General features: G+C 56.6%; 22 protein-coding genes. 6 read left to right on the top strand and 16 right to left on the bottom strand.

The annotated features are described in order from the left end of the window. Window positions 1–119: 119 nt before the first annotated feature. From A1830_RS15225 to trmJ, 3 genes are all read right to left on the bottom strand, one after another. Window positions 120–1,280 (bottom strand): IscS subfamily cysteine desulfurase, encoded by a 1,161-nt coding sequence (locus A1830_RS15225; RefSeq protein WP_067708247.1) that lies wholly within the window; start codon window positions 1,278–1,280, stop codon window positions 120–122. 113 nt (window positions 1,281–1,393) lie between these two features. After that, a complete protein-coding gene (gene iscR / locus A1830_RS15220; protein ID WP_067707973.1) occupies window positions 1,394–1,891 on the bottom strand; it encodes a Fe-S cluster assembly transcriptional regulator IscR in 498 nt (165 codons plus the stop codon). A gap of 165 nt (window positions 1,892–2,056) precedes the next feature. Next, window positions 2,057–2,785 (bottom strand): tRNA (cytosine(32)/uridine(32)-2'-O)-methyltransferase TrmJ, encoded by a 729-nt coding sequence (gene trmJ, locus A1830_RS15215; protein ID WP_067707970.1) that lies wholly within the window; start codon window positions 2,783–2,785, stop codon window positions 2,057–2,059. 118 nt (window positions 2,786–2,903) lie between these two features. Here trmJ and suhB point away from each other — a divergent pair, with 118 nt between their 5' ends. Continuing rightward, window positions 2,904–3,707: an inositol-1-monophosphatase gene (suhB, locus tag A1830_RS15210; RefSeq protein WP_067707966.1), complete on the top strand. Its 804-nt coding sequence runs from the start codon at window positions 2,904–2,906 to the stop codon at window positions 3,705–3,707. Window positions 3,708–3,816: 109 nt separating this feature from the next. On the opposite strand, the gene A1830_RS15205 is transcribed toward suhB, so the two are convergent. Further along, complete coding sequence (locus A1830_RS15205; RefSeq protein ID WP_067707963.1) at window positions 3,817–4,902, bottom strand: nickel/cobalt transporter; 1,086 nt, start codon at window positions 4,900–4,902, stop codon at window positions 3,817–3,819. Further along, a complete protein-coding gene (locus tag A1830_RS15200; protein WP_082804190.1) occupies window positions 4,893–5,555 on the bottom strand; it encodes a DUF1007 family protein in 663 nt (220 codons plus the stop codon). Before A1830_RS15200 ends, A1830_RS15205 begins: the two co-directional genes overlap by 10 nt. Before the next feature lie 119 nt (window positions 5,556–5,674). Between A1830_RS15200 and csiE the strand changes: the two genes are divergently transcribed. Beyond that, on the top strand, window positions 5,675–6,943 hold the full coding sequence (gene csiE, locus A1830_RS15195; RefSeq protein WP_067707957.1) for a stationary phase inducible protein CsiE: 1,269 nt from the start codon (window positions 5,675–5,677) through the stop codon (window positions 6,941–6,943). Between the two features lie 53 nt (window positions 6,944–6,996). Here the strand turns inward: csiE and A1830_RS15190 are convergent, their stop codons facing one another. Both A1830_RS15190 and glyA read right to left on the bottom strand, forming a co-directional pair. Then, a complete protein-coding gene (locus A1830_RS15190) occupies window positions 6,997–8,133 on the bottom strand; it encodes a 3-phenylpropionate MFS transporter (RefSeq protein WP_067707954.1) in 1,137 nt (378 codons plus the stop codon). Window positions 8,134–8,239: 106 nt separating this feature from the next. Beyond that, window positions 8,240–9,493: a serine hydroxymethyltransferase gene (gene glyA / locus A1830_RS15185; protein ID WP_067707950.1), complete on the bottom strand. Its 1,254-nt coding sequence runs from the start codon at window positions 9,491–9,493 to the stop codon at window positions 8,240–8,242. Window positions 9,494–9,824: 331 nt separating this feature from the next. On the opposite strand from glyA, the gene hmpA reads away from it, so the two are divergent. Beyond that, window positions 9,825–11,009: an NO-inducible flavohemoprotein gene (hmpA, locus tag A1830_RS15180; RefSeq protein ID WP_067707947.1), complete on the top strand. Its 1,185-nt coding sequence runs from the start codon at window positions 9,825–9,827 to the stop codon at window positions 11,007–11,009. Between the two features lie 61 nt (window positions 11,010–11,070). On the opposite strand, the gene glnB is transcribed toward hmpA, so the two are convergent. The 4 genes from glnB to A1830_RS15160 all read right to left on the bottom strand — a co-directional run bounded on the left by glnB (window position 11,071) and on the right by A1830_RS15160 (window position 15,057). Further along, complete coding sequence (gene glnB / locus A1830_RS15175) at window positions 11,071–11,409, bottom strand: nitrogen regulatory protein P-II (RefSeq protein ID WP_067707944.1); 339 nt, start codon at window positions 11,407–11,409, stop codon at window positions 11,071–11,073. A gap of 140 nt (window positions 11,410–11,549) precedes the next feature. Further along, window positions 11,550–12,884 carry a two-component system response regulator GlrR gene (glrR, locus tag A1830_RS15170; protein ID WP_067707940.1) on the bottom strand — a complete coding sequence of 445 codons (1,335 nt, stop codon included), beginning with the start codon at window positions 12,882–12,884 and terminating at the stop codon, window positions 11,550–11,552. Further along, a complete protein-coding gene (qseG, locus tag A1830_RS15165; RefSeq protein WP_067707937.1) occupies window positions 12,881–13,627 on the bottom strand; it encodes a two-component system QseEF-associated lipoprotein QseG in 747 nt (248 codons plus the stop codon). The genes glrR and qseG overlap by 4 nt, the downstream gene beginning before the upstream one ends. Then, window positions 13,627–15,057 carry a sensor histidine kinase gene (locus tag A1830_RS15160; protein WP_067707935.1) on the bottom strand — a complete coding sequence of 477 codons (1,431 nt, stop codon included), beginning with the start codon at window positions 15,055–15,057 and terminating at the stop codon, window positions 13,627–13,629. The genes qseG and A1830_RS15160 overlap by 1 nt, the downstream gene beginning before the upstream one ends. Before the next feature lie 921 nt (window positions 15,058–15,978). Here A1830_RS15160 and A1830_RS15155 point away from each other — a divergent pair. After that, window positions 15,979–16,608: a type III secrection system effector, WxxxE family gene (locus tag A1830_RS15155; RefSeq protein WP_067707932.1), complete on the top strand. Its 630-nt coding sequence runs from the start codon at window positions 15,979–15,981 to the stop codon at window positions 16,606–16,608. A 193-nt stretch (window positions 16,609–16,801) separates the two neighbouring features. Here the strand turns inward: A1830_RS15155 and purL are convergent, their stop codons facing one another. After that, entirely contained in the window at window positions 16,802–20,692 is a 3,891-nt protein-coding gene (gene purL, locus A1830_RS15150) for a phosphoribosylformylglycinamidine synthase (protein ID WP_067707929.1), read from the bottom strand. A 270-nt stretch (window positions 20,693–20,962) separates the two neighbouring features. On the opposite strand from purL, the gene mltF reads away from it, so the two are divergent. Then, window positions 20,963–22,420 (top strand): membrane-bound lytic murein transglycosylase MltF, encoded by a 1,458-nt coding sequence (gene mltF, locus A1830_RS15145; RefSeq protein ID WP_067707925.1) that lies wholly within the window; start codon window positions 20,963–20,965, stop codon window positions 22,418–22,420. Between the two features lie 61 nt (window positions 22,421–22,481). On the opposite strand, the gene tadA is transcribed toward mltF, so the two are convergent. The 3 genes from tadA to murQ all read right to left on the bottom strand — a co-directional run bounded on the left by tadA (window position 22,482) and on the right by murQ (window position 24,856). Then, the gene (tadA, locus tag A1830_RS15140) at window positions 22,482–23,000 is read right to left on the bottom strand and encodes a tRNA adenosine(34) deaminase TadA (protein WP_255362090.1); all 519 of its coding nucleotides are present in this window, start codon (window positions 22,998–23,000) and stop codon (window positions 22,482–22,484) included. A gap of 112 nt (window positions 23,001–23,112) precedes the next feature. Next, the gene (gene yfhb, locus A1830_RS15135) at window positions 23,113–23,751 is read right to left on the bottom strand and encodes a phosphatidylglycerophosphatase C (RefSeq protein ID WP_067707921.1); all 639 of its coding nucleotides are present in this window, start codon (window positions 23,749–23,751) and stop codon (window positions 23,113–23,115) included. A gap of 205 nt (window positions 23,752–23,956) precedes the next feature. Next, entirely contained in the window at window positions 23,957–24,856 is a 900-nt protein-coding gene (gene murQ / locus A1830_RS15130) for an N-acetylmuramic acid 6-phosphate etherase (RefSeq protein ID WP_067707917.1), read from the bottom strand. Window positions 24,857–25,038: 182 nt separating this feature from the next. Here murQ and A1830_RS15125 point away from each other — a divergent pair, with 182 nt between their 5' ends. Next, window positions 25,039–25,878 (top strand): MurR/RpiR family transcriptional regulator, encoded by an 840-nt coding sequence (locus tag A1830_RS15125; protein ID WP_067707914.1) that lies wholly within the window; start codon window positions 25,039–25,041, stop codon window positions 25,876–25,878. Between the two features lie 46 nt (window positions 25,879–25,924). Here the strand turns inward: A1830_RS15125 and A1830_RS15120 are convergent, their stop codons facing one another. Continuing rightward, the gene (locus A1830_RS15120) at window positions 25,925–26,488 is read right to left on the bottom strand and encodes a recombinase family protein (protein ID WP_067708239.1); all 564 of its coding nucleotides are present in this window, start codon (window positions 26,486–26,488) and stop codon (window positions 25,925–25,927) included. Window positions 26,489–26,574 lie beyond the last annotated feature (86 nt).

Genomic DNA, 26,574 nt, shown 5'->3' with positions numbered 1-26,574 from the left:
GGTCTTGAATGCGTCGGTCACTACAATAAACCTTTATTTGCTTTCGTCTAACCCAAAGCGCAATTAAACGCAAAACGGGCCAGTTTTACCCGGCCCGTCAATGACATAAAAGCATGGCCTTAGCGCACGGCGAGCTCACGCAGGCGGCGAATAGTCCGCTGGATCAGCTGAACGGCATAGTCAATTTCTTCTTCGGTGGTGTAGCGCCCCAGCGAAAAACGGAGCGAACTGTGCGCCAGCGCCTCAGACAGCCCCAGCGCGCGCAGCACGTAGGAAGGTTCCAGGCTGGCAGAGGTACAGGCAGAGCCGGAGGAGAGCGCGAGATCCTTCAACCCCATGATCAGCGACTCGCCGTCAACATTACTGAAACTGACGTTCAGAATATTGGGTGCGCCGCCTTCTGCAACGCCATTCACATACACCCCGTCAATTTCGCTGATGCCCCGCCACAGACGCGATCGCAGCTGATCTATGCGTGCCATTTCAGCCGTCATTACTTCTTTAGCAATACCGTAGGCTTCGCCCATACCGACAATCTGATGCACCGGCAGCGTGCCGGAACGCATACCGCGCTCGTGGCCGCCACCGTGGATCTGCGCTTCCAGTCGAATACGGGGCTGGCGACGCACGTAAAGCCCGCCGATCCCCTTTGGACCATAGAGTTTATGCGCGGAAAATGACATCAGATCGACCGGGAGCTGGCTGAGGTCGATGGGGAGTTTCCCCACGCTCTGCGTGGCGTCAACGTGAAAGAGGATATCGCGCGCGCGGCAGAGTTCGCCAATAGCGGCGATGTTCTGGATGACGCCGGTTTCGTTATTAACGTGCATGATAGAGACCAGAATGGTGTCTTCACGCAGGGCGTTTTGAATGGAGGCGAGATCGATCTGACCGCTGCGCTGCGGGGCAAGCCAGGTTATCTCGAAGCCTTCGCGCTCAAGCTGCAAGCAGGCATCCAGCACGGCTTTGTGTTCGGTCTGGCAGGTAACGATGTGTCGCCCTTTTTCCTGATGAAAATGAGCAGCACCTTTGATGGCGAGGTTATCAGATTCGGTCGCGCCGGAGGTAAAAACAATCTCACGCGGGTCGGCGCCAATCAGATCGGCAACCTGATTACGGGCCACGTCAACGGCCTCTTCCGCCTGCCAGCCGTAGCGATGGGAGCGGGAAGCCGCATTACCGAAGGTTCCGTCCAGGGTGAGAAACTGCATCATCTTCTCTGCCACGCGCGGATCGGCAGGCGTGGTGGCGGCATAGTCCAGGTAGATCGGTAATTTCATGACGTTCGGCTCCGTATCGCTCACAACCTGTCGGGCAATCTGACAGTGTGGCGACAGGTTCCTGCTGATTTCACGAAGGGGAGTCGGGAATCAGCAGGAAGCTTTAGCAACCGTCAGGCACGCAGGTTGACGTTAATGGTTTCATGCGTGCGCCCGGCAGGCACACGATTTTTTTCAGTGGTGTTCTGGCGGTCGGCTACCTCAAGGATATCCTGATTATTGACCAGTTCAGCCAGCGTAATATTGTTCAGGAAGTCGCTAATGCGCTCACTCAGATCGCGCCAAAGTACGTGGGTCAGACAGCGTTGACCACCCTGACAGCCCTCTTTGCCCTGGCACTTAGTGGCATCAACTGACTCATCCACGGCGGTGATCACCGCGCCAACGGCGATAGCATCCGAGGCTTTACCCAACAGATAACCGCCACCCGGTCCGCGAACGCTGGCGACCAGACCATTTTTGCGCAGGCGAGAGAACAGCTGTTCCAGATAGGAGAGGGAGATGCCCTGACGCTCTGAAATATCCGCGAGTGGCACCGGCCCCTCATGAGAGTGCAGCGCAACATCAAGCATAGCGGTAACGGCATAACGGCCTTTGGATGTCAGTCTCATGGCGTAAACGACCTCAGTTGTCCCCTGGTGGGGTTTAACAAAATGATGTCCGCAAGTCTGCCATTCCCGAGTGATTTGGTCAACTATTTAACCAAGTAAAATACTCAACTATTTAACCTGGTAATTTACTCAACTATTAGCCCGCTTTCCGCCCTCCGCCGACCTCTACTTTTCGCCCTTAGGCTTCTCCACCGAAGAGAGCATGCCGCGCAGGATATTCAGCTCGTCACGCTCCGGACGCGCCCGGGTATAGAGGCGACGCAGCTTGCTCATCACCTGGCCGGGATTGCCTTCACGGATAAAGCCGCTTCTGACCATCATCTGCTCCATATGCTGATAGAAGCGTTCGAGATCGTCTACCAGCGGATAGGGGGATTCCTCATACTCAGGCTTCGGCGTTTCCTGCTGCTGGAGCCAGGCCATACGCACTTCATAAGCGACGATCTGCACCGCCATCGCCAGATTCAGCGAGCTGTATTCAGGATTGGCAGCAATGGCAACGTGATAGTGGCACTTTTGCAGTTCATCGTTGGTCAGGCCCACGCGTTCGCGGCCAAATACCAGCGCAACCGGAGCCTGCTGCCCCTCCGCAACGCTTTTGATGCCGCATTCACGCGGATCGAGCATCGGCCACGGCAGCGAGCGGGAGCGGGCGCTGGTGCCAACCACCAGGCTACAGCCCGCCAGCGCGTCATCCAGCGTATCGACAATCTTCGCTTCGCCAATGACGTCACTGGCGCCGGCGGCCAGCGCAATGGCCTGCGAGTCGGGTTTTACCAGCGGATTAACCAGATAGAGGTTGGTCAGGCCCATGGTTTTCATCGCGCGGGCGACGGATCCCATGTTACCGGTGTGAGAGGTTTCCACCAGCACGATTCGGATATTTTGCAGCATAGGAATTCTGGTCTGTGAGATAATTTGGGGATACTAGCATATTTTCAGGACTTCTTACGATCTCCCTGCTATAATCCGCGCCGTTTTCCCGTTCTTTAACATCCAGTGAGAGAGACCGATGCATCCGATGCTCAACATCGCCGTGCGCGCTGCGCGCAAGGCCGGTAATTTAATTGCCAAGAACTACGAAACTCCAGACGCCGTTGAAACCAGCCAGAAAGGCAGCAACGACTTCGTTACCAATGTTGACCGCGACGCCGAGCGCCTGATTATCGAGGTGATCCGCAAGTCTTATCCGCAACACACCATCATTTCTGAAGAGTGTGGTGAATTAGCCGGTGAAGACAAGGATGTGCAATGGGTTATCGATCCACTGGATGGCACCACCAACTTCATTAAGCGTCTCCCTCACTTTTCCGTCTCTATCGCCGTGCGCATCAAAGGCCGTACTGAAGTCGCCGTGGTTTACGATCCGATGCGTAATGAGCTGTTCAGCGCGGTGCGCGGTCAGGGTACACAGCTGAACGGTTACCGTCTGCGCGGCAGCACCGCTCGCGATCTGGATGGCACCATTCTGGCGACCGGTTTCCCATTTAAGCATAAGCAGCACGCCACCCCTTACATCAATATCGTTGGCAAGCTGTTTTCCCAGTGTGCTGATTTCCGCCGTACCGGTTCCGCCGCGCTGGATCTTGCCTACGTGGCCGCTGGCCGCGTAGACGGCTTCTTTGAAATCGGCCTGAAGCCATGGGACTTTGCAGCAGGCGAGCTGCTGGTACGTGAGGCGGGCGGTTTGGTGACTGACTTTGTTGGCGCACACGGTTATCTGACTTCCGGCAACATCGTTGCGGGTAATCCACGCGTGGTGAAAGCGATGCTGGCTAACATGCGTGACGAACTGAGCGAAGCGCTTAAGCGCTAAGCCGGTCAGGCCATCCCGAAAACGGGGTAAAGGGGCCGGGCGCGGGGAAACACTTTCCCGCGCCCGGGCCCTGCTTTCCCGCCCGACAGGTCGTCTGTCGATGCCGGCATCAGTGCAGAAACATCGGCCGAATGCCGCCTGACATCACCGGCTGAGCACTCAGCCACAGCACACCGCCCATCAATATCAGCAGTATGCCGCCGACCAGCGACAATACCGGACGTCCCAGCCTTATCCAGCCCGTCGATGTGCCTTTGCGGCTAAGCTTTAGCGCCAGCGCACGCGAAACCTGCACCAGCAGCGCCATGGCAGACACCGTGAACGCCGTTCCTGCCGCCATCGTCAGCGCGGAGAATACCCCCCACAGATAGACGCCCGTTACCTTAGAAAACAGCAGCATCATAATGGCGCCCGAACAGGGACGAAGCCCCATCGACAGCACCACCATCACCTGAGTTTTCAGGCTGACCGCCTTTTCCAGCTGCGCGGCATCCGGTACGTGTTGATGCCCACAGCCGCAGCTGACCGGGTGGGAGTGGGAGATTGTCTGTTGGCCGGACCGGGTGCCAGCAGTCTGCTGCATAAGCCGGTGCCGACCCGATGACAGGAGCCTGGCCGGATGATTTCCGGCGGGCATCATCCGGCGGTATAAGGGCGAAGCCCGCCGCGCCTGGCCGAGGCTTACTGCTGCCCGCCAGCAGAGCCACAGGCCCAGCCCCACCACCAGCAGATAACTCCCCTTCTCCAGCCAGTAGCTGCTGATATGCAGCTGGCGCGAGGAGAGTTTCAATGCGCCCAGCAGCACGGTTACCAGCGCAATCGCCACACATCCCTGCACCAGCGACGCCGCCAGCGTGAGCTTAAGGCTGGTTTTAACCCTGGTCGGATGGGTGGCGAGAAACGCGGCGATCACCACTTTGCCATGTCCCGGCCCCAGCGCGTGCAGTACGCCATAAGCCAGACTAAAGCCCATTAGCGCCAGGCCCGTCTGTCGGGGATGGCTGGCGACCTGTTGCAGTAGCGTGGTCATCTGCTGATGAAGCACTTTCTGCCACAGGATGCTCTGCAATAAAATCTGCGGCCAGTACTGCCAGACGGCAAGCGCCATGCTGGCAAAGGCCACAATCAGCAGAAGTAGCGGCCAGGCCGAAATTCCGCCGCGAAGGGATCGGTTCAGAGGTGATTTTAACGACATATCAGCGTCACCGTCTGGGCAAACTGTCGGCCCAGATCATCATCTGCGCGCGGCGCATCAGCTTTATCCAGCGACAGCGCCCAGGCCTGCAGCGCAGCGTTGGGTTTCGGCGTCTTTAGCGTCATTTTGCACTGTTTTTTCAGCTCAGCGGGCACGTGCAGGGATTGTTCAGAATCGTAAGTCATATCCACAAAATAGGTTGGATCAAAGGTCGAGAACCGGTAGCGCTGACCCGTCAGCGGCTGCGGTTCAGCCAGCGGCAGTATAAACTCCAGTACCGCCTTAGACCCCTGACGGGAGAGGTGATACTCCGGGGGCAGGTTTTCAAACTTCACCGCTTTGCCCTCATGCCAGAACTCACTGAAATAGTGCTGTCCCAGCACGTTTGCCATGACTTCTGCCGCCAGTTTTTTCCACGCCACGCTGTCGGGTTTCGCGTCGCCCGCATCATAAAGCAGGTCCGCAGAGGTAATTTCATCCATCACCCAGTGCATTTTTAACCCGGTAAGCAGGTTATTTTTATGCACCAGCGTGACCTGCATGCTAATAAAACTGTGGGGATGCGCCAGCGCCTGCGTGGCTGTCGCCAGCAGAATGACGCACAACACCAGCTTTTTGCATATGTTATAACATAACAATTGAAAATTCCTCATCCTTCATCAACAAAATTTGTGACCCGGCTAATAAGCTTTAAATAAATCAGCGGCAGGATCCAGCAGCAGGTAGCGGAGAGTCTATTCTTAGAAGGTTACATTTACCGGGACCGCAGACAATGAGTTCACCCCCCGTTGAGAATTCTGCCCTCTCCACGTCGCAGCGTCACTGCCACCTCCTTTTGACGTTATTTCTTTCTGCCTCTTCCACCAACCTCGAGACCCTGAGCCAGCTCAATGGCGTGAATCCTTCCGTCACTGAACAGGATCTTATTGAAGTTGCCTCCGCAATCCAGCGTTATCACCGGCTGAAGCTTACCTGCTGCCCGGCTGGCCACTATCGCGTAGAGGGGGAAGCGCTGGATCGTAAGCTCTGCCTGGTCTACTGGCTGCGCCGTGCGCTGCGGCTATCGCCTGCGTTTATCCAGCATCATTTTGCGCCGGCGATCAGGCTCCAGCTACAGGCCTGCCCGATTGATGCCTCCCTGTATGATGAGATGCAGCTAAAGCAGCTGTTAACCCAGTGCGCACTTAAGCTTTCACGCGAGTTCTCCGAGCGCGACGGCCAGTTTTTCCAGCTTTTTATGCAGCATATTCTGTGCGATCGCTGCTGCACGCCGTTTACTCCTTCCCAGCGCGTATGGCTTACCGCACGCATTGAGCATCAGGTCGCCGATGAAATGATGGCGCAGTGGTGGCAGGACAGCGGGCTGATATCGGAACCCGGTGACGTGCTGCTGTTTGCGCTGCTGTTCAGTCAGATGCACGTTCCCTCTGTCGACGAGGCGCAGCATGAACACGAGCGGGCCTTGCTGCATGCGGTAAAAGAGTTAATTGTGCGCTTTCAGTCATTTTCCGGTATGCGATTTAGCAATAAGGAGGGGATTTGCAATCAGCTCTATACGCACCTTGCGCAGGCGATGGAGCGATGCCTGTTCGGCATTGGCATTGATAATACCCTGACGGAAGAGGTGGGACGCCTCTACCCCAAACTGCTTCGCACCACGCAAAAGGCGCTGGCCGGTTTTGAACAACGCTACTGTCTGACCTTTTCGCCCGAAGAGGTGGGTCTGATTACCGTCATCTTCGGCGCCTGGCTGATGCAGGAAAGCGTTTTACAGGAAAAACAGGTGCTGCTGCTGACCGGCGGCAACCCGGCGCTTGAACAGCAGATTGAGCAACAGCTGAGGGAGCTGACGCTGATGCCGCTGAACATTAAATATCTTGAGGTCGGTGAATATCAGCGCAGCAGTGCCCCAAAGGGCATTGCGCTGGTGGTGACACCCTATGCCACCCCGCTGCCGCTCTACTCGCCGCCGCTGATCCACGCCGAGCTGCCTTTACAGCCGCACCAGCAGCAGCGAATTCGCCAGCTGCTGGAGTCGTAAATTTCACACCCGGGCCTTGCCGTTGGCGTCACGCGCCTGAAACGCCTGGCCGTTCAGGAAACCCTGGGCCGCAGAAACAGCGCGGGTACCACCAGCACCGCCATCACCCAAAAAATTCCTCCGTGTAACGGCTGATACAGCACCCCGCAGACCATAGTCATAACGGCGATACCACCGCCCATCGCCAGGGCAGAGTAGATGGATTGCAGACGGATGACCTCGGCCCCCTGCCGCGCCGCGATAAAGCGCATGGCCGCAAGATGGCAAACGGTAAAGCTGCCGCAGTGCAGGATTTGCGCCACAATCAGCCACGGGAGCGCCGTCGTCGCGCCCAGCAGGCTCCAGCGGATAATGGCGCATATGCCCGATAGCAGCAGGAGCTGGCTGGCACTCCAGCGGCGAAACAGCCGGTGGCTGAAGGCGAAGATGACGATCTCAGCGATGACGCCCAGCGACCAGAGATAGCCGACCACGCTGGCGGTGTAACCCGCTTCCTGCCAGTAAATGGCGCTAAAACCGTAGTAGGCCGCATGTGCGCCCTGCATCAGCGTGACGCACAGCAAAAAGCGCCACACCGCGTTTTCCTGAAGCAGGCGCTGCCATTCCGGCCACCCTGCCCGCACATTTTGCTTCGTGTCGCCCTGCGGCATAACGGAGGGGCGCATAAGCATACCAGCGAACATGGCCGCCACGCCAAGGCAGAGCATTGCCAGCACGGCCTGATAAGAGAATGCATTCACCAGCACGCCCGTAAGCGCGGAACTGATCACAAATGCCAGCGATCCCCAGAGTCTGACCGGCCCATAGGCCATGCCAATCTGGCTGAGCCAGGTCGATGCCAGCGCGTCGCTAAGGGGAACCAGCGGCGAGAAAAACAGATTAAAGGCAATCATCACCAGCAGCAGCCATACCCAGAAGGCGCTTACCCAGAAGCTGAGGACAAAAAGCAGCGATAGCAGTGCCAGCAGGCGAAGTACGGTAATTAGCTGCGAGGGGTGAGTTACGCGGGAAGCAATCAGCAGGCTGCCGAGAAAGCGGGCAATCATACCGCAGCCGAGCAGCAGGCCGATTTTCTCAGCCGTCAGGCCAGCGCCTTTAAGCCAGACGGCCCAAAAAGGAAGCCAGACGCCCCAGGCAAAAAAGTAGGTGAAATAGCCCAGGCCAAGCCAGTAAGCAGAACGAATGGTCATTTTCCCTCCGACGATGTGCGCGCTACTCTGTCAGAGGTGGGGTTTAAGATCAAACAACGGGACAATTTGTCCCGTTGTTATCACATTTCAGGTGCGCGGGAGCCTGTCAGGCATACACCGGGAAACGTGCACAAAGTGCCAGAACCTGTTTCTTGATGCGCTCGATGGTGCCTTCATCACCGATGTTATCAAGAATATCGCTGATCCAACCGGCCAGCTCACGCACTTCAGCCTCTTTGAAACCCCGGCGGGTAATCGCAGGGGAACCGATACGAATACCGGAAGTGACAAACGGACTTTTCGGATCGTTAGGCACGCTGTTTTTGTTTACGGTGATATTTGCACGACCCAGCGCGGCATCCGCCTCTTTACCGGTCAGGTTTTTATCAACCAGATCCAGCAGGAACAGGTGGTTATGGGTGCCGCCTGAAACCACGTTATAGCCGCGCGCCAGGAACACCTCGACCATCGCTTTAGCATTTTTCGCGACCTGCTGCTGATAGACCTTAAACTCCGGCTCCATCGCTTCTTTCAGCGCGACCGCTTTACCGGCAATCACATGCATCAGCGGGCCGCCCTGGCCACCAGGGAAGACGGCAGAGTTCAGCTTTTTATACAGATCTTCGTCGCCGCCCTTCGCCAGGATCAGGCCACCGCGCGGCCCTGCCAGGGTTTTGTGGGTGGTAGTAGTGACGATGTGGGCATGAGGTACCGGGTTCGGGTAAACGTCAGCCGCAATCAGGCCCGCCACGTGCGCCATGTCCACGAACAGCCAGGCACCGATGCTGTCAGCAATTTCGCGCATTTTTGCCCAGTCACAAATACCGGAATAGGCGGAGAAGCCACCGATAATCATTTTTGGCTTATGCTTCTGCGCCTGGGCGGCCAGATCTTCGTAGTCAATTTTACCGGTTTCGTCGATGCCATACGGCACCACGTTATACAGCTTACCGGAGAGATTTACCGGCGAGCCATGCGTCAGGTGGCCGCCGTGCGCCAGATTCATACCCAGAATGGTATCGCCCGGCTGTAGCAGTGCGGTATAGACCGCAAAGTTGGCCTGTGAGCCAGAGTGAGGCTGCACGTTGGCATAGTCGGCGCCGAACAGGGCTTTAGCGCGATCGATAGCCAGCTGCTCAACGATATCAACGTATTCACAGCCGCCGTAGTAGCGTTTGCCCGGATAACCTTCGGCATATTTGTTGGTCAGCTGAGATCCCTGCGCCTGCATTACGCGCGGGCTGGTGTAGTTTTCGGAAGCAATCAGCTCAATATGCTCTTCCTGACGCACTTTTTCCTGCTCCATTGCCTGCCACAATTCGGCATCGTAATCAGCAATATTCATATCACGCTTTAACATCCGCATCTCCTGACTCAGCTAACTTCATATCGGTATTTAACGGCCCGTTAGGGCGAAGACACACAGTGTAAACTGTTTTACCTGGCGAGGGGTAGCCACAAAGCAGGCTTTTTACGCAAACGATTGGCCTGAGAGCGGGCAAGGGTTGGTTACCTTTTTTGCAAGCCTGATTGTCCGGCATTTTCGTCATCGCCCCCTCCCCCAGGATTCACCTGTTGCCTGCCGGGGCAGCCTAATGCCCCTGCTAACTGCGCGGAGAATTTTACATCGCAAACCTTCGCGCGATAAGATGTACGGTAAGTTAACTCAATACATAACGCATGGAGAGCCTATGTTAGACGCTAAAACGATTGCCGCCGTGAAAGCCACAATACCCGCCCTGCTGGCTGTCGGTCCCACCCTTACCCTACGCTTCTACGATCGAATGCTTCGTGATAACCCAGAGCTTCAGGATATTTTCAATATGAGCAATCAGCGCAATGGCAGCCAGCCTGAAGCGCTGTTCAATGCTCTCTGCGCTTACGCCTGCAATATTGAAAATCTCGCCGACCTGCTGCCTGCGGTGGAAAAAATCGCCCAGAAGCACACCAGCTTTGCCATTCAGCCCGATCAATATCAGATTGTCGGTACGCACCTGCTGGCAACGCTGGATGAACTGCTCAGCCCTGGCGAAGAGGTGCTGGAGGCCTGGGGCAAAGCCTATAATGTGCTGGCGAATGTTTTTATCCAGCGTGAGGCGCAGATTTATCAACAGGCAGAAGCTAAGCCAGGCGGCTGGCGCGCACCGCGGGCCTTTCGCATCGGCGCCATTACCCAGGAGAGCGACGTCATCAAAAGCTTTATTCTGCAGCCGGTGGATGGTCAGCCCGTGATGGACTATCAGCCCGGACAGTATCTGGGCGTCTGGCTGCGCGCGAAAACGTTTGAACATCAGGCGATCCGGCAATATTCACTGACCCGCGCACCTAATGGTCGGGATTACCGCATTGCCGTTCGTCATCAACCCGGCGGCGTCGTTTCTGGCTGGCTGCATCATCAGGCGCAGCCAGGTGATGAAATCCAGCTGGCCGCGCCGGCAGGCGATTTCTTTCTGTCAGTCACGCCAGAGGTGCCGGTCACGCTGATCTCCGCCGGTGTGGGCCAGACGCCTGTGCTGGCGATGCTGGACGCGCTGGCGGCTCAGCGCCACCCCGCCCATGTTAACTGGTTCCATGCGGCGGATAACGGCTCAGCGCATGCATTTCGGCATGAGGTCGCCGCGACAGCACAGCGGCTGCCGGATTTCTCACAGCATATCTGGTATCGCGCACCGCGTGAGCAGGACAGCGGTCAGTTTGATACGGAAGGTTTGATGAATTTACTGCCGCTGGAAAGTCAGCTGAGCGATCCGGCCTGCCGCTATTACCTCTGCGGTCCGGTGGGATTTATGCAGGCAGTGGCACAGCAGCTGCTGAAGCTGGGGATTGACGCATCCCGTATTCACTATGAGGTGTTCGGGCCTCATAAGGTTCTCTAACCATCCGGCAGAGATCGCCGTCCGTGATGGGCGGCGAACGCTCCGGCGGCAAGGCAGGGACTCAGATCGCCTCTTCGTCTTCTTCGCCGGTGCGAATACGCACCACGCGCGCCACGTCGAAAACAAAAATCTTGCCGTCACCGATTTTACCTGTATGCGCGGTGCGCATAATGGTGTCCACGCAGGTGTCGACGATATCATCAGCAATCACGATTTCAATCTTCACCTTCGGCAGGAAATCGACCATATACTCGGCACCGCGATAAAGCTCGGTATGACCCTTCTGGCGGCCAAACCCTTTCACTTCAGTCACGGTCATTCCGGTAATACCCACCTCGGCCAGCGCTTCGCGCACGTCGTCGAGTTTGAACGGTTTGATAATGGCATCAATCTTTTTCATGGCAGACCCTTTTCAGTCCCCCCATCCGGGAGGGCAATTTCTATTCAGTATATGTGCAGCGGACAGATACCGCCGCGCGGTCCGTCTCTTTTCGGCATGCTACGCTACCATATCCCACCGGGGTAGCGGCACGGAAAATACTATTCCTTAAAGTCTGAGGCATCCAGCTCGTGCCGCGACAGCAGCTTATAAAACTCAGTGCGGTTACGCCCCGCCAGTCGGGCGGCGTGAGTCACATTGCCTTTGGTCATCTGTAGAATCTTTCTTAAGTAGTTAAGCTCGAACTGATTTCTGGCTTCCGCAAAGGTGGGCAGTGCGGTATTTTCCCCCACCAGCGCCTGTTCAACCAGTGCCTCGCCGATGACCGGAGCCGTGCTTAGCGCCACGCATTGCTCGATCACGTTAACCAGCTGGCGGACATTGCCTGGCCAGCTGGCGGCCATCAGCCGCTTCATCGCCTCGGTGGAGAACCGGCGTACCGAGGGTTTATGGCGTTCAGCAGACTGTTTAAGCAAATAGTTTGCCAGCAGCGGAATATCCTCCGCCCGCTCCTGAAGCGTGGGGATCTTAAGGTTTACCACATTCAGCCGGTAAAAGAGATCCTCGCGGAACTCCTTTTTCTCCATGGCCTTAGGCAAATCGCGATGCGTGGCGGAAATAATCCGCACGTTGATATCCAGATCGCGGTTACTGCCCAGCGGCCGCACTTTACGCTCCTGGATCACCCGCAGGAGTTTTACCTGCAACGCCGGTGGCATATCACCGATCTCATCCAGAAACAGCGTTCCTCCCTCCGCAGCCTGGAACAGCCCCTCGCGGCTGCTGACCGCGCCGGTAAAGGCCCCTTTCGCATGACCAAAAAGTTCCGACTCCAGCAGCTGCTCCGGCAGTGCGCCGCAGTTGATGGCGATAAAAGCCTTGTTCGCGCGTGGACTGGCAGCATGAATAGCCTGCGCCAGAATCTCTTTGCCGGTGCCGCTCTGCCCGTTGATCAGCACGCTGACGTCCGACTGGGCTACCATCCGCGCCTGTTCCAGCAGACGGAGCATCAGCGGGCTGCGGGTCACAATGCCCTCGCGCCAGCTTTCGTCTCCGGCGGGCGCACGGTGTGCGAGTGCCTGATCGATGGCGCTATAGAGGGCGTCGCGATCCACCGGTTTGGTCAGAAAGCCGAACACTCCCTGCTGGGTAGCGGAAACGGCATCGGGAATGGAGCCATGCGCCGTCAGGATGATCACCGGCATGCCCGGCTGCTGCTGCTGGATTTCACTGAACAGCGCAAGGCCGTCCATCTCATCCATGCGCAGATCGCTGATGACCAGATCGATTCGCTCTTTCAGCAGCATTTTCAGCGCTTCAGGCCCGCTGGCTGCGGTACAGACGCTAAAGCCCTCGCTGGTCAGCCGCATGCCTAGCAGTTTGAGCAGGCTGGGATCATCATCCACCAGCAGCAGATTCGCCGATTTTTTTATCATGGCTGCGGGGCATCCTGGGTTGTGTTATCCGGCACTGCGACACTATCGCCCTGTGCGGCGCCATTTTTATCAATGTGGCCGTTATCTGAGGTATCAGGCGAGCGGCGCGAGGAGAGCTGTCGCTCAATATCGGTCAGCGTTTGCAGCTTGCGGCGGACCAGCACCAGCTCTTTATTCTGGGCAATCAACTGCTGGCGCAGGGCATCAAGCTGGGCATCGCTGCTTTGTTGCAGATGATGATACCGCGTGCGCGCTTCGGACAGCTGGAGCTGCGCCAGCTGGTTATCGCGCCAGAGCTGTATTAGCGGTCGCAGGGGAACAGGATAATCGCCGATAAACCCATCCAGCCGCTGCAAATACTGCCGCCTCTCCACCGGCGTTTCGTTGCCATTATCCATCAGCATCGCCTGCTTAAACGCGCTCTGCCAGTCATCTGCCGGCCAGAGTCTGGCCTGCGCGCGTGCCTCCGCAGGTGATAACCTTACCGCACAGTCGATGGCTCTTAGCCAGTAGAGACTGCTGTCCATGACTTTGTTATCCGGCACGTCCCAGATCTCTTCGCAGGCCACCAGCGAATAGTTAACCACTTTGATTTCTGGTTCGGGCAGTGAATGCATATTACTGACGCCCGGATCGGCTGCTTTATTAACACAGGCCGTCAACGCCGTTGCCAGCAGTATCGTCAGTGCTACCCTGGCGCAGGGGGCAGATCGCATGGCTGAAAAAAGGCGGGATGATTTCATTATTTTTCGTTCCCTGAGAGGGTGTTAAGTTCGATACGAAAGCAAACATCAGCCGCATTGCTTTCCACCAGCTGGAGTTCTCCTCCCAGCCGATGGATGGAGTCTTTGGCGATGCTCAGGCCCAGGCCACTGCCTTTCACGGCGCCTTTACGCTGGAGGCTACCCTGATAGAAGGGTTCAAATATCATCGCCTGCTCGGCGGCGGGGATCGGCGTTCCGGTGTTCGCCACCTCCACCAGCACCCTGCCGCCCTGCCGACGGCTGCGGATCCAGATGGTACCGGATTCACTGCCATAATGTATTGCATTCGAGTAAAGATTATCAATCGCACGCATCAGTAATGCAGGTTCGGCAAGGCAGCTCGCTTCGGCAAGGTTAATTTCGGTACGCATCGCCTTGGCGCGCGCCGTCAGGCTGTGCGTGGCGATGACCGCGTCCACAAGGGGAGCAAGGGCCACCGGGGTCCGTTCTACCGGTGCATCTGAAAGTTTGCGATTATAGTCCAGCAGCTGTTCAATCAGCCGCTGGAGATGGCGGCTGCTTTCGTCAAGAATGCCCACCACCTCATGCTGATCCGGCGTTAGCGGCCCGGCTATCTCATCAGCCAGCAGGGCCGTACCTTCACGCATGCTGGCCAGGGGCGTTTTCAGTTCATGGGAGATATGACGCAGAAACTCATGTCGCTGGGATTCCAGCCAGGCCAGCCGCTCACTCAGCCAGAGAATGCGTTGGCCCAGCGAACGTAGCTCTCGAGGCCCCTTTGCGGCGAGGTTATAGCCAGGCGGTTTGCCCTCGCCAAGACGGTTGATCATTCGCTCCACCGCCTTGACCGGCCCGATAATCATGCGGGTGAAGAGCAGAACCAGGCCGAGGCTGAGCAGAAAGAGGATCAGCGCCTGCCAGCCAAAATACTGCCCCCGCTCGGCAATTTCCCGCTGAAGCTGCAACCCGCGAGAGAACACCACTTCCCGCGTGGACTGAACCAGCTGGGTATTGGCGGCGGAGAAGGCTTCCAGCCCGTCGGAGGCGGCTTTGACCGGGCTACTGTTGTCGCAGGTGATATCACTCAGCTGCACCAGCCCCTGCCGCAGCGCATCGTAGATGCGCACGTCCGGCAGCACGGATCCGTGTGCATCCAGCATCCGTGCATACTTAGCCCGCTGGGTCTGATAAAGCCTGGCCAGCATCGGATCGTCGAGCACGCAGTATTGCCGGTAGCTGCGCTCCAGTTCCAGCGCGGTGCGTGCCATTGCTTCACTGCGGCGAACGTCGGTGAGGGTGGTACGGTTGGTTTCTGCCGCGCGATCGCTCAAAGCAGACAGACTTTCCCAGGCCTGCCAGGCCAATACCAGCAGAGGAAGCAGCACCAGCAGAAACGCCATCAGCACCAGCTGGCGAAGGGAGCGGGGGAACAGACGCCATTTTTTCACGGAATACCCTCACAAAACGCAACGTCTGGATGCTAGCTGACCTGGAGGCGGGAGGGAAGTGCTGTTATCAAAACGAAAAATGGCAGATTCAGGGAATCTGCCATTTGCCCGGAAGCGTGCGCTCCCTGAAATAGGTGGTGCCTAACTCAACGTTGCGTCCGAAATTTGATAAAGCCACAGAGTGGACTGTTATCGGTTTGGTGGACGGCAGGCACCGTATTGTGCGTCATTCGATGTGTTATGAAGCGCTTGTCCGCTTTCGCAGGGCTGTCGTAACGAGGTGAATGAGCCACTGGCAGTGTAATAGCAATTATCGTGCCATATCTGAATTTTTTATTTAATATCCATGTTTTTCAGCAATCTGAATAGCATTACTTGTTTTCTAAGCAACAAAAACGTCACCTTTGAGAATCAAAGTGTCGCTATCGGGCAACATTTTTAACGCTTATTACAGTATTACCTATAAAACATAAAGTTAAATGTCTCCAGTTGAAGACAGGTATTTAGAGTCCTGTCGTTTATCTGTAACACTTACGCCATGCATCCTAACGCATATGCGCTCCTGACAGGAAAGCGCCCCCAACGCGCTGAGGCTCTGAGGGGTCAGTATGGATATCGAAAATTGTAGTACGTTTAGATTGGATCCTGGCCATTAAGATAGCTTTGTTGAATAAATCAGACTCGGGGCGAGCGGCCCTGTGGCTTGTCGGGTTTTCAGTCAATACCCTCTCTTCCTGGCATACCTGCCTTCGTCATCTGTCCCAGAAACCGATATGCCGCTTTGCTGTTACGACGCAGGGATCTTCGCAACAGTGCCCGTTTTCGTTCGATTGGGTTTCAGCCCCCGAGTAAGAGCGTTTTTTTATAAAAAAAAATTTTAATTTATGCTCTAATTCGTATTTGAAATTTTGAGGTGTATATATGATTTCTAATATTTCGAGAGTGTCATCTTTTTTGGTAAAAAAAATATGCAGCAGAAAAATCAGCAACCTGGAGGTTCGCTCTGAGAAAAAATACGGATTTATCGGGAATCTTTTAAAGATAAACAATGAAGTTATTACTTTCTCTTTTAAAGGAAAAAAGGAAAGATTTGAAAGTAAAGATCTATACTCAGTAATAGATAAAGCACTTAAAGGCAGTAGAAAAACAGAGTGGTTTAAGGAGGAAACGATAAGTATTTTATCCTCCGAGGTTAATAAAACTATCGATGCAGCATGTGAACAACAGGGTAACATTATAAACAATAAACAGAGAGATGATATTTTTCTTAAAGTATCATCGAGGCTTGGCGCGGTGAAATTAGATCCGAAATGTACGCAAAGTAGCATCTCACAGATACTGTATAACAATAAGTCTTTATCAGAACGGATTGAGAGATTATCTTCTTATTCGCAATCTCGGGATGAAAAAAATAAATTGAAAAATATCGTAAATTCAAGACTAACCGATCAGGTTTTCATGAGAAAGTTTGGGGGTATTGATTTAAATCTGTTAAGACAAAAAACGGCGGAAGAAATGGCGTTTTTGGTAAAATTAGCTCATAACTACTGAAAATCAACTTTCGTCTTTTTTTGAAAGACCCTAAAGCCAGCACATCAGAGCTATCGCGCCAGCGAACTGACGCTGTTGACGGTTGCGATCTTACTCTGGAATACCGTGTATATGAAATGCCGTAAAGGCGTGATAAGGGCCGGTAAGAGGCCGGAAGCAGCACGCAGCACGTGCAGGCTTCCGGCTACAGCGATTAACCCAGCTGCTTGCGCGCATTGCGGAAAATACGCATCCACGGGCTGTCTTCGCCCCACTCCGCCGGATGCCACGAGTTACTCACCGTACGGAATACGCGCTCAGGGTGCGGCATCATTATCGTCACCCGCCCACTTTCGTTGGTCAGCGCGGTAATGCCGTTCGGCGATCCATTTGGGTTCGCCGGATACTGCTGAGTGACGTTGCCCGCGTTATCGACAAAGCGCAGCGCCACCAGCCCCTGATGCTCAATCTTCGCCAGATGGGCCGCATCCCGCACCTCCACGAAACCTTCACCGTGAGAGACGGCAATTGGCATACGCGCCCCCACCATGCCGTCCAGCAGTAGCGACGGGCTGGCAGCCACTTCTACCAGGCTGAAGCGCGCTTCAAACCGTTCAGACTGATTACGCACGAAGCGTGGCCAGGCGTCACTACCCGGGATCAGCTCATGCAGATTGGACATCATCTGACAGCCGTTACACACTCCCAGCGCCAGCGTTTGCGGGCGGTGGAAGAACTCTTCAAATGCGTCACGCACGCGAGTATTGAACAGGATGGATTTCGCCCATCCTTCACCCGCGCCCAGCACGTCGCCATAGGAGAAACCGCCGCAGGCGACCAGCGTCTGGAAACGTTGCAGATCGGTGCGCCCCGCCAGCAGGTCACTCATATGCACGTCAACGGCATCGAAGCCTGCCCGATGGAAAGCCGCCGCCATTTCAACGTGAGAGTTAACGCCCTGCTCGCGCAGAACGGCCACTTTTGGCCGCGCGCCGGTGGCGATAAACGGTGCGGCAACGTCCTCTTCCGGCCTGAACGTCAGCGCGACGTTGAGACCCGGATCGCGACTGTTTTTCTTCGCTTCATGCTCCTGATCGGCACAGTCCGGGTTATCGCGCAGTCGCTGCATCTGCCAGGTGGTTTCTGCCCACCAGGTGCGCAGCTGGGTGCGGCTCTCGCTGTAAACCGCAGATTCGCCCGAGGTGATAACAAAACGATCCCCTTCCTGTGCCCTGCCAAGGACGTGAACGCAGTCGGCCAGGCCGTTATCCGCAAAGGCCTGCTCAACCTGAGCGCGATCGGCGGCGGCAATCTGAATAACCGCGCCCAGCTCTTCGTTGAACAGCGCTGCCAGCGCATCATCGCCCAGCGTGGCAATATCGACCTGGAGTCCACAGTGGCCGGTAAACGCCATCTCTGCCAGCGTGACCAGCAGGCCACCGTCTGAACGGTCGTGGTAGGCCAGCAGTTTGCCCGCGGCCACCAGCGTCTGGATGGCGTTAAAGAAGCCCGCCAGCTGTTTGGCATCGCGCACATCCGCGGGTTTGTCGCCCAGCTGGCGATAAACCTGCGTCAGCGCGGTCGCCCCCAGCGCGTTATTCCCCTTACCCAGGTCGATAAGCAGCAGCGCGTTATCCTGCCCGGGTTGCAGCTGCGGCGTCACGGTACGGCGGACATCCTCGACGCGGGCGAAGGCGGTGATCACCAGCGACAGAGGCGAGGTCATTTCGCGCTGTTCGTTGCCCTGCTTCCAGCGGGTTTTCATCGACATGGAGTCTTTGCCGACCGGGATAGTAATGCCCAGCGCCGGACAAAGCTCCTCGCCTACCGCCTTAACCGCTTCGTACAGACCGGCATCTTCACCCGGGTGACCCGCCGCCGCCATCCAGTTGGCGGAAAGTTTGATACGCTTCAGCGAACCGATCTGCGTGGCGGCAATGTTGGTCAGGGCTTCCCCCACCGCGAGGCGACCGGAAGCAGCAAAATCCAGCAGGGCAACCGGCGCACGCTCACCCAGCGCCATCGCCTCACCGTAGTAGCTGTCGAGGCTGGCGGTGGTCACGGCGCAGTTAGCCACCGGGATCTGCCAGGGACCAACCATCTGGTCGCGAGCCACCATCCCGGTCACCGAGCGGTCACCGATAGTTATCAAAAAGGTTTTTTCCGCCACGGACGGCAGATGAAGCACACGCCTGACCGCCTCGGCCAGGGTAATATCGTGGCGATCCAGCGGCTCACCCACCGCTTTCAGCGTACTGACGTCGCGGGTCATTTTTGGCGTTTTGCCCAGCAGCACGTCCAGCGGCATATCAATAGGCTGCGTGTTGAAGTGACTGTCGGAAAGTGCCAGATGCAGCTCTTCGGTCGCTTCACCAATTACCGCGTACGGTGCGCGTTCACGCTTACACAGGGCATCAAACTGCGCCAGCTTATCCGGCGAAACGGAGAGCACGTAGCGCTCCTGCGATTCGTTACACCATACCTCCAGCGGGCTCATTCCCGGCTCATCGCTGAGGATGTCGCGGAGGTTGAAGCGACCGCCACGACCGCCGTCGCTAACCAGTTCCGGCATGGCGTTTGACAGGCCGCCCGCGCCCACATCGTGGATAAACTGAATCGGGTTGTCCTCGCCCAGCTGCCAGCAGCGATCGATCACTTCCTGACAGCGACGCTCCATTTCCGGGTTGTCACGCTGTACCGAGGCGAAGTCCAGATCGGCATCAGACTGCCCTGACGCCATAGAGGAGGCTGCGCCGCCGCCCAGGCCGATATTCATCGCCGGGCCACCGAGAACGATCAGCTTCGCGCCCACGGTAATTTCACCCTTCTGTACGTGGTCGGCGCGGATATTCCCCATGCCACCCGCCAGCATAATCGGCTTGTGGTAGCCACGCAGCTCAATGCCGTTGTGGCTGTTTACCTCTTCTTCATAGGTGCGGAAGTAGCCATTCAGCGCCGGACGTCCAAATTCATTATTGAATGCCGCGCCGCCCAGCGGGCCATCCGTCATGATATCCAGCGCCGTGACGATGCGTTCCGGCTTGCCGAAATCTTCTTCCCACGGCTGTTCAAAGCCTGGAATGCGCAGGTTGGAGACGGAGAAGCCCACCAGCCCCGCCTTCGGTTTAGCACCGCGGCCTGTCGCACCCTCATCGCGAATTTCACCGCCGGAACCGGTCGCGGCGCCCGGCCAGGGGGAGATTGCCGTAGGGTGGTTGTGCGTCTCCACCTTCATCAAGATGTCGGTCTGTTCCTGATGAAAGTCGTACTGATGCCGCTCGGCGTCGGCGTAGAAGCGACCTACCGTCGAGCCTTCCATTACCGCCGCGTTATCTTTATAGGCAGACAGCACGTAGTCAGGCGTTTTCTCGAAGGTATTCTTGATCATTTTGAACAGCGATTTTGGCTGCTGCTCACCGTCAATGATCCAGTCGGCGTTGAAGATTTTATGGCGGCAGTGCTCGGAGTTTGCCTGAGCAAACATATAGAGTTCAATGTCGTTTGGATTGCGCCCGAGGGTCTGAAATGCGCTAAGCAGGTAATCGATTTCATCCTCTGCCAGCGCCAGGCCCAGCCTGCGGTTGGCCTGCTCCAGGGCGCTACGCCCTTCGCCCAGCGCATCGACGCTCTGGAGTGGCGCAGGTTCGTGCTGAACAAAAAGTTGTTCAGCCTGGCTCAGCTCAGTCAGCACCACTTCCACCATCCGGTCGTGCAGCATCATACCCAACTGCGACCAGTGTGCGGAGGTCAATGACGGGCCTTTAATGTAAAAAGCCAGCCCCCGCTCAAGACGCCTGACCTGCGGCAGACTGCAGTTATGGGCGATATCGGTCGCTTTTGACGACCAGGGTGAGAGCGTGCCGGGACGAGGCGTTACCAGCAGCAGGCGCCCTTCGGGGGTGTGTTCGGCGAGAGAGGGGCCATATTTCAGCAGGCGCTGCAGGCGAACCTTGTCTTCTGCATTTAGGGGCGCGCTGACATCGGCGAAATGGACGTACTCAGCGTATATATCACTCACCGGCAGGTGAGCGTCCTGAAAGCGGGCCAGCAGTTTGTTAATACGAAATGCCGACAGAGCGGGCGAACCACGCAGAATTTCCATCATCAAAGATCTCTCGTCTTCGAAGCGCCGGGCGACGCTTCTTTGGGCGCAACAGGGAAAACGGGGGCCATTATAGAGAATCCCCGCCCTTTACGAAACCGTTTGCGCAGAATATATCGACCTGCGGAATTGGCTGAAAATCACCCAATTCCATATTAATTCTGTTGCGCAAGGGACATGAGTTGCGCAAAATGCCCCACGCTCGGGAGCCAATACAAACAACATATACTGCCGCTAAAGGCAGAAACCTGAGCGAATTAGAGAGATAACTATTTGAAACACCTAAAATTTAATTATCTTTTCATCGGGCTAATCACCGTGCTGCTCGCGCTGGCACTGTGGCCTGCGATCCCCTGGCATGGGGGGTCGCAGGACCGTATTGAGCAGATAAAATCGCGGGGCGTTCTGCGTGTCAGCACGCTAAATTCCCCGCTGACTTACTACACCATCAATAAAGCACCGGCCGGTATGGATTACGAGCTGGCGAAACGTTTTGCCCGCTATCTGGGCGTTAAGCTGCAGGTAACCGTTCGTCAGAATTTGAGTGAGCTGTTTGACGACCTGGACGACGATCGGGCTGACGTGCTGGCGGCGGGACTGATTTATAGCAGCGACCGGTTGAAACACTTTCGTACCGGACCCGCCTATTACTCCGTTTCACAGCAGCTGGTTTACCGTATGGGTCAACCGCGCCCTAAAAGTCTGGCAGACCTGAAGGGGCGCCTGACGGTGGCCTCCGATTCTGCTTATCTCTCTACGCTGCGAAACATGAAGCAGGCGCAGTATCCGCATCTCGACTGGGCCATCTCCACCGATCAGAGTCCCAGCACGCTGCTGGAAGCGGTCGCTGACGGCAAACTTGATTATACCGTGGGCGATTCCGTCTCCATTGCCCTGCTCCAGCGGATCCACCCGCAGCTGGCGGTGGCGTTTGATATCACGGAAGAGGAGCCGGTCACCTGGTATATTCAGCGTGACCGCGATGACAGCCTGGATGCGGCGATGCTTGATTACTTCAATGCGATGGCTGAAGAGGGGGCGATGGCACGGCTGGAGGAGAAGTATCTCGGACATGTCGGCACCTTCGACTATGTTGATACGCGCACCTTCCTGCGCGCCATTGATGGCACGCTGCCCGCCATTCGCCCGCTGTTTGAAAAGTACGCCAGCGCCATCGACTGGCGCCTGCTCGCCGCGATCTCCTGGCAGGAGTCACACTGGAACCCGCAGGCAACCTCCCCTACCGGCGTACGCGGCATGATGATGCTGACGCGCAATACGGCAGAGAGCCTGTCGGTCAGCGATCGTACCGACCCGGAGCAAAGTATTCGCGGCGGCAGTGAATACCTGACAAGAATGATGGAAAAGATCCCGCAGACGATCCCGGAAGATGAGCGGATCTGGTTTGCGCTGGCGGCCTATAATATGGGCTATGCCCATATGCTGGACGCGCGAACGCTGACGCAGAAGCAGAATGGCAACCCGGATAGCTGGGCCGACGTGAAGCTGCGCCTGCCGATGCTCAGCCAGAAACGCTATTACAGCCAGACCAGCTATGGCTATGCGCGCGGGCAGGAGGCCTATAACTACGTGGAGAATATCCGTATTTACCAGCTCAGCCTGGCGGGATATTTACAAGAGCAGGAGCGCAGGCTGGCCCAGCAGGCCGCACTTGAGGCGCAGCTGGGCCACGCCTATCCGGCGGTGGAACCGCAGATCGCGCTGAACTGATGGGCTGATGGGCTGATGGGCTGATATTGTGCGGTGGTGGAGCGGTATGACGCGCCGTTGTTTAGCCCGTTTTATCGCCGGAAGCCTGTTGCCGCGCTAACTCGCGCTGCGCTTTCTTCTCGGCACGCCGCTGGCGGAAGAAGTCGCTAAGCAGGGAAGCACAGGCTTCCGCCCGGATCCCCTGCTCAACTTTCAGCTGATGATTCATGCCGGGATGGCCCAGTACATCCATCAGCGAACCGGCCGCGCCGGTTTTCTGATCTTTGGCTCCAAATACCAGTCGGTCGATACGGCCATGGACCATCGCGCCCGCGCACATCACGCAGGGTTCAAGCGTGACGTAAAGGGTCGTATCACAGAGCCGATAGTTTTTCAGCGCAATACCGCCCTGCCTGATGGCCATAATTTCCGCATGCGCGGTAGGATCGTGATGACCAATGGGCCGATTCCAGCCCTCACCAATAATCTGACCATTCTGCACCAGAACGGCCCCGACGGGCACCTCGCCCTCTTCCCATGCCCGACGCGCCAGCATTAACGCATGGTCCATCCAGAATTCGTCGTCTGTGGTCGTATTCACCTGAGTCTCCAGCTTAAAACGCCGGGCATTATATACGCCTGCCCCTGAAATAACATATCTGCAGGCATCAGGCGTCGTGAGAAGAGACGGTCGGGCGGGCGGGAAGAGAAGACTATTCCAGCTGCTGGAGCTGTCCCTGCGGCGTCACCCGCCAGCGGTGCTGGCAGAAAAACAGCAGCGGGTTATCCTGCTTGCTGTCGCTGTAGCCGCTATAAAGTTGCAGAGGCGTACCGATCTGCTCCTCAAGCTGCGCGACTTTTTCATGACCCAGACAGCGCATTGCCAGCAGGCGACCACCGTAACCGCGACGCATCTGGCTGGCAATCAGCTTCACTTTCGGCAGAAAGGCCGAGTCGAAATAGACCTGCTCTACCAGCGGCTGTGGGGAACCGGTGATCAGCCAGACGTCGGCGTCGGAACTGTTGAGATAGTCGGTCAGGCGCTGCTGCACGACGGGAAAAGCCGTGACGCGCTGGCGAAACCAGGTGGCAAAGGTTTTTTCCCGGGCACAGAGCCGGGCTTCGGTGTGGCCAAAGGTGATCGACCATAGCAGCAGGCTCATAGGCCAGCGCGCCGCCCGCCCGCTGATCAGCAGGCCAGCACCGATGACCGGCAGCAGCGGCACTACCAGTAGCAGGTTGAGCGGTTGCCGCCACAGCAGGTAGCGCATAAAGGTGCCAAACATATCCTGCTGATGCAGCGTGCCATCAAGATCGAAAAAAACTACGCGTCGTTGCTGACCGGTTATCAAACATTACTCCCTGGATATCATTAAATTCTGTACTTTGTGCCGTGCACGATACTCATACCTTAGCAGCGATAATGATGAACGCCAACGCGATGCCCTGCCGTAGCTGCTGTCACTCTGCATTGTGAACGCTAATGCTAAATAGCCGGGCGTAACAGGTACCACGGTTGCGCTATTTGTGCCGCAATTGAGTTACCAGCGCGTTCGCTTACGCTTTATCTCCGAGGGCGGCACGGAGAAATCCATTATGCTTTGCCAGCCCTGCGCTTGCCTGCGCGGCTGAAAGGCCGGTAAGCACCATCAGCACGGCGGGTTTAACCTCAAAGTGGGTCTGCTTTAGCGCATGCTCCGCTTCCTGTGCCGTACAGCCGGTGGCCTGACACACCATCCGGCAGGCCCGATCGACCAGCTTAACGTTGGTTGCCTGCATATCCACCATCAAATTCTGATAGACCTTGCCGACTTTAACCATCGCGCCGGTAGAGATCATATTCAGCACCAGCTTCTGCGCCGTACCCGATTTCAGCCGGGTTGAGCCGGTCAGCGCCTCCGGCCCCACCACTGGAGAAATGGCAATTTCAGCCTCTCGGGCAATGGGCGAATCCGGGTTACAGGAAACCGCCGCCGTACGGCAGCCCAGCTGGCGGGCAAAACGTAATCCCCCTATCACATACGGCGTTCTGCCAGAGGCGGCCAGCCCAACAACCATGTCGGCTGAGGTCAGGTTTAGCGCCTGCAAATCATCAATTCCCAGCTGCTCGCTGTCTTCAGCGCCTTCCACCGCCTTAAGCAGCGCACCGGGGCCGCCTGCAATCAACCCAATAACCTGGCCGTGAGGGACGCCAAAGGTTGGCGGGCACTCAGAGGCATCGAGCACGCCCAGACGCCCGCTGGTACCTGCGCCCATATAAATCAGCCGCCCGCCTGCACTAAACGCGGCAGCAGCAGCCTCAACGGCCTGCGCAACCTGGGGCAGCGTCAGACGGACGGCTTCCGCCACCTTTGCATCCTGCTGATTGAATGCCGTTACCATCTCAAGCGTTGAGAGGCTGTCGAGATCCATTGTTTCACTATTACGTGTTTCCGAAATCAGGGTACCAAGATTCATAACGGGCTCATGTGTGAATTTTTAATTCAGTAATATAACCTGGTAAGGAATATTATATTCGCAGTCGGGCATCGGGGCTCACTTTTAATGATGTTATGCGATAACCGTGCCGCAGCGCTACCGGCAGGCTATTATCACTCTCTTTCGTTCAGGAAATTGTTACTCTCAGGAGAGATAAATCAATGAGTTCACTACTGCGCATTCGTCAGCTCTATCCCAGTCTGGCGCTCAATGAGCGTCGGGTGGCTGATTTTGTATTGTCCCAGCCGGATCGTGCACGACATCTCAGCTCACAGAAGCTGGCGGAGGAGATCGGCGTCAGCCAGTCAAGCGTGGTGAAATTCGCGCAAAAGCTGGGCTATAAAGGCTTTCCTGCCCTCAAGCTGGCGCTGAGCGAATCGCTGGCCGGTAAAGATGCCCTCACCGTCCACAACCTGATCCTGAGTGACGATCCGCTGAAGGCGGTGGGAGAAAAGCTGCTGATGGAGAAGCAGTCAGCGATTCGCGCAACGCTGGATATTAACAGCGAGGCCATGCTGCTTGAGACGCTGAGGCTGCTGCAGGAAGCCAATCGCATTGTGCTGGTGGGGATTGGCGCATCGGGTCTGGTGGCAAAGGATTTCTCCTGGAAGCTGATGAAAATCGGCATGAGCGCGGTCGCCGAACAGGATATGCATGCCCTGCTGGCCAGCGTACAGGCGCTGGGCCCGGGCGATCTGCTGTTAGCCATCTCCTACACCGGCGAGCGACGCGAGATCAACCTCGCGGCCCAGGAAGCCCAGCGCGCCGGGGCGAACGTGCTCGCCTTCACCGGCTTTACTCCCAACACGCTACAGCAGCGCGCTAACCACTGTCTTTATACGGTAGCCGAGGAGCAGACCACGCGCAGCGCGGCAATCTCTTCCACCACCGCCCAGCTAACGCTGACCGACCTGCTGTTTATGGCGCTGGTACAGCGCGATCCCGAGCGGGCCGGGGATCATATCCGGCATAGCGAGGCGCTGGTGAAAAAGCTGGTTTAGGAAAGGGGCGCTATTATTTCTGCTGCGCACGGAAAGAAACTCACTATCAGCGCCCACATAGCGCATGCGCCGGATGATATTTATAAACCGTTTTCTCAGACACATCGTAGATGCGGGCAATTTCCGCGCGGCTGTGGCCCGCTTTGATCAACCGACCAATCTGTTCCCACTGCGCATGGGTTAATTTCGGCCGACGCCCGCCAATTCGCCCCTGCTCACGCGCTGCAGCCAGGCCCGCTCGGGTGCGCTCAACGATAAGCTCACGCTCCATTTCGGCCAACGCTCCCATGATATGGAAGAAAAAGCGCCCCATTGGCGTGGCGGTATCAATGCTGTCGGTCAGACTTTTAAAATTAACGTCCCGCTCGCGCAGCTGCTCCGTCAGCATAACCAGATGTCGCATACTGCGCCCAAGCCGATCGAGCTTCCAGACAATCAGCGTGTCCCCCGCCTGCAGCATGCGCAGAGCCTTTTTCAGCCCCGGCCTGTCAGTCGCCTTACCGCTGATTTTATCCTCAAAGATCTGCTCACAATTTGCACTCTGAAGAGCCATTCGCTGTAAGCTGGTGTTCTGCTCATTTGTTGACACCCTGATATAGCCAATTAGCACGATTTTCTCCCCCGACAAAAGTCATGAAGTGTGCCAGCAAGATGTTTATCAGGGCCAGGGTTTGTTTTCGTGGAAACCTTGGTTTA

The organism is Erwinia sp. ErVv1, from assembly GCF_900068895.1.
Classification (GTDB): Bacteria; Pseudomonadota; Gammaproteobacteria; order Enterobacterales; family Enterobacteriaceae; genus Erwinia.
This window is presented reverse-complemented; position numbering and strand designations above follow the sequence as displayed.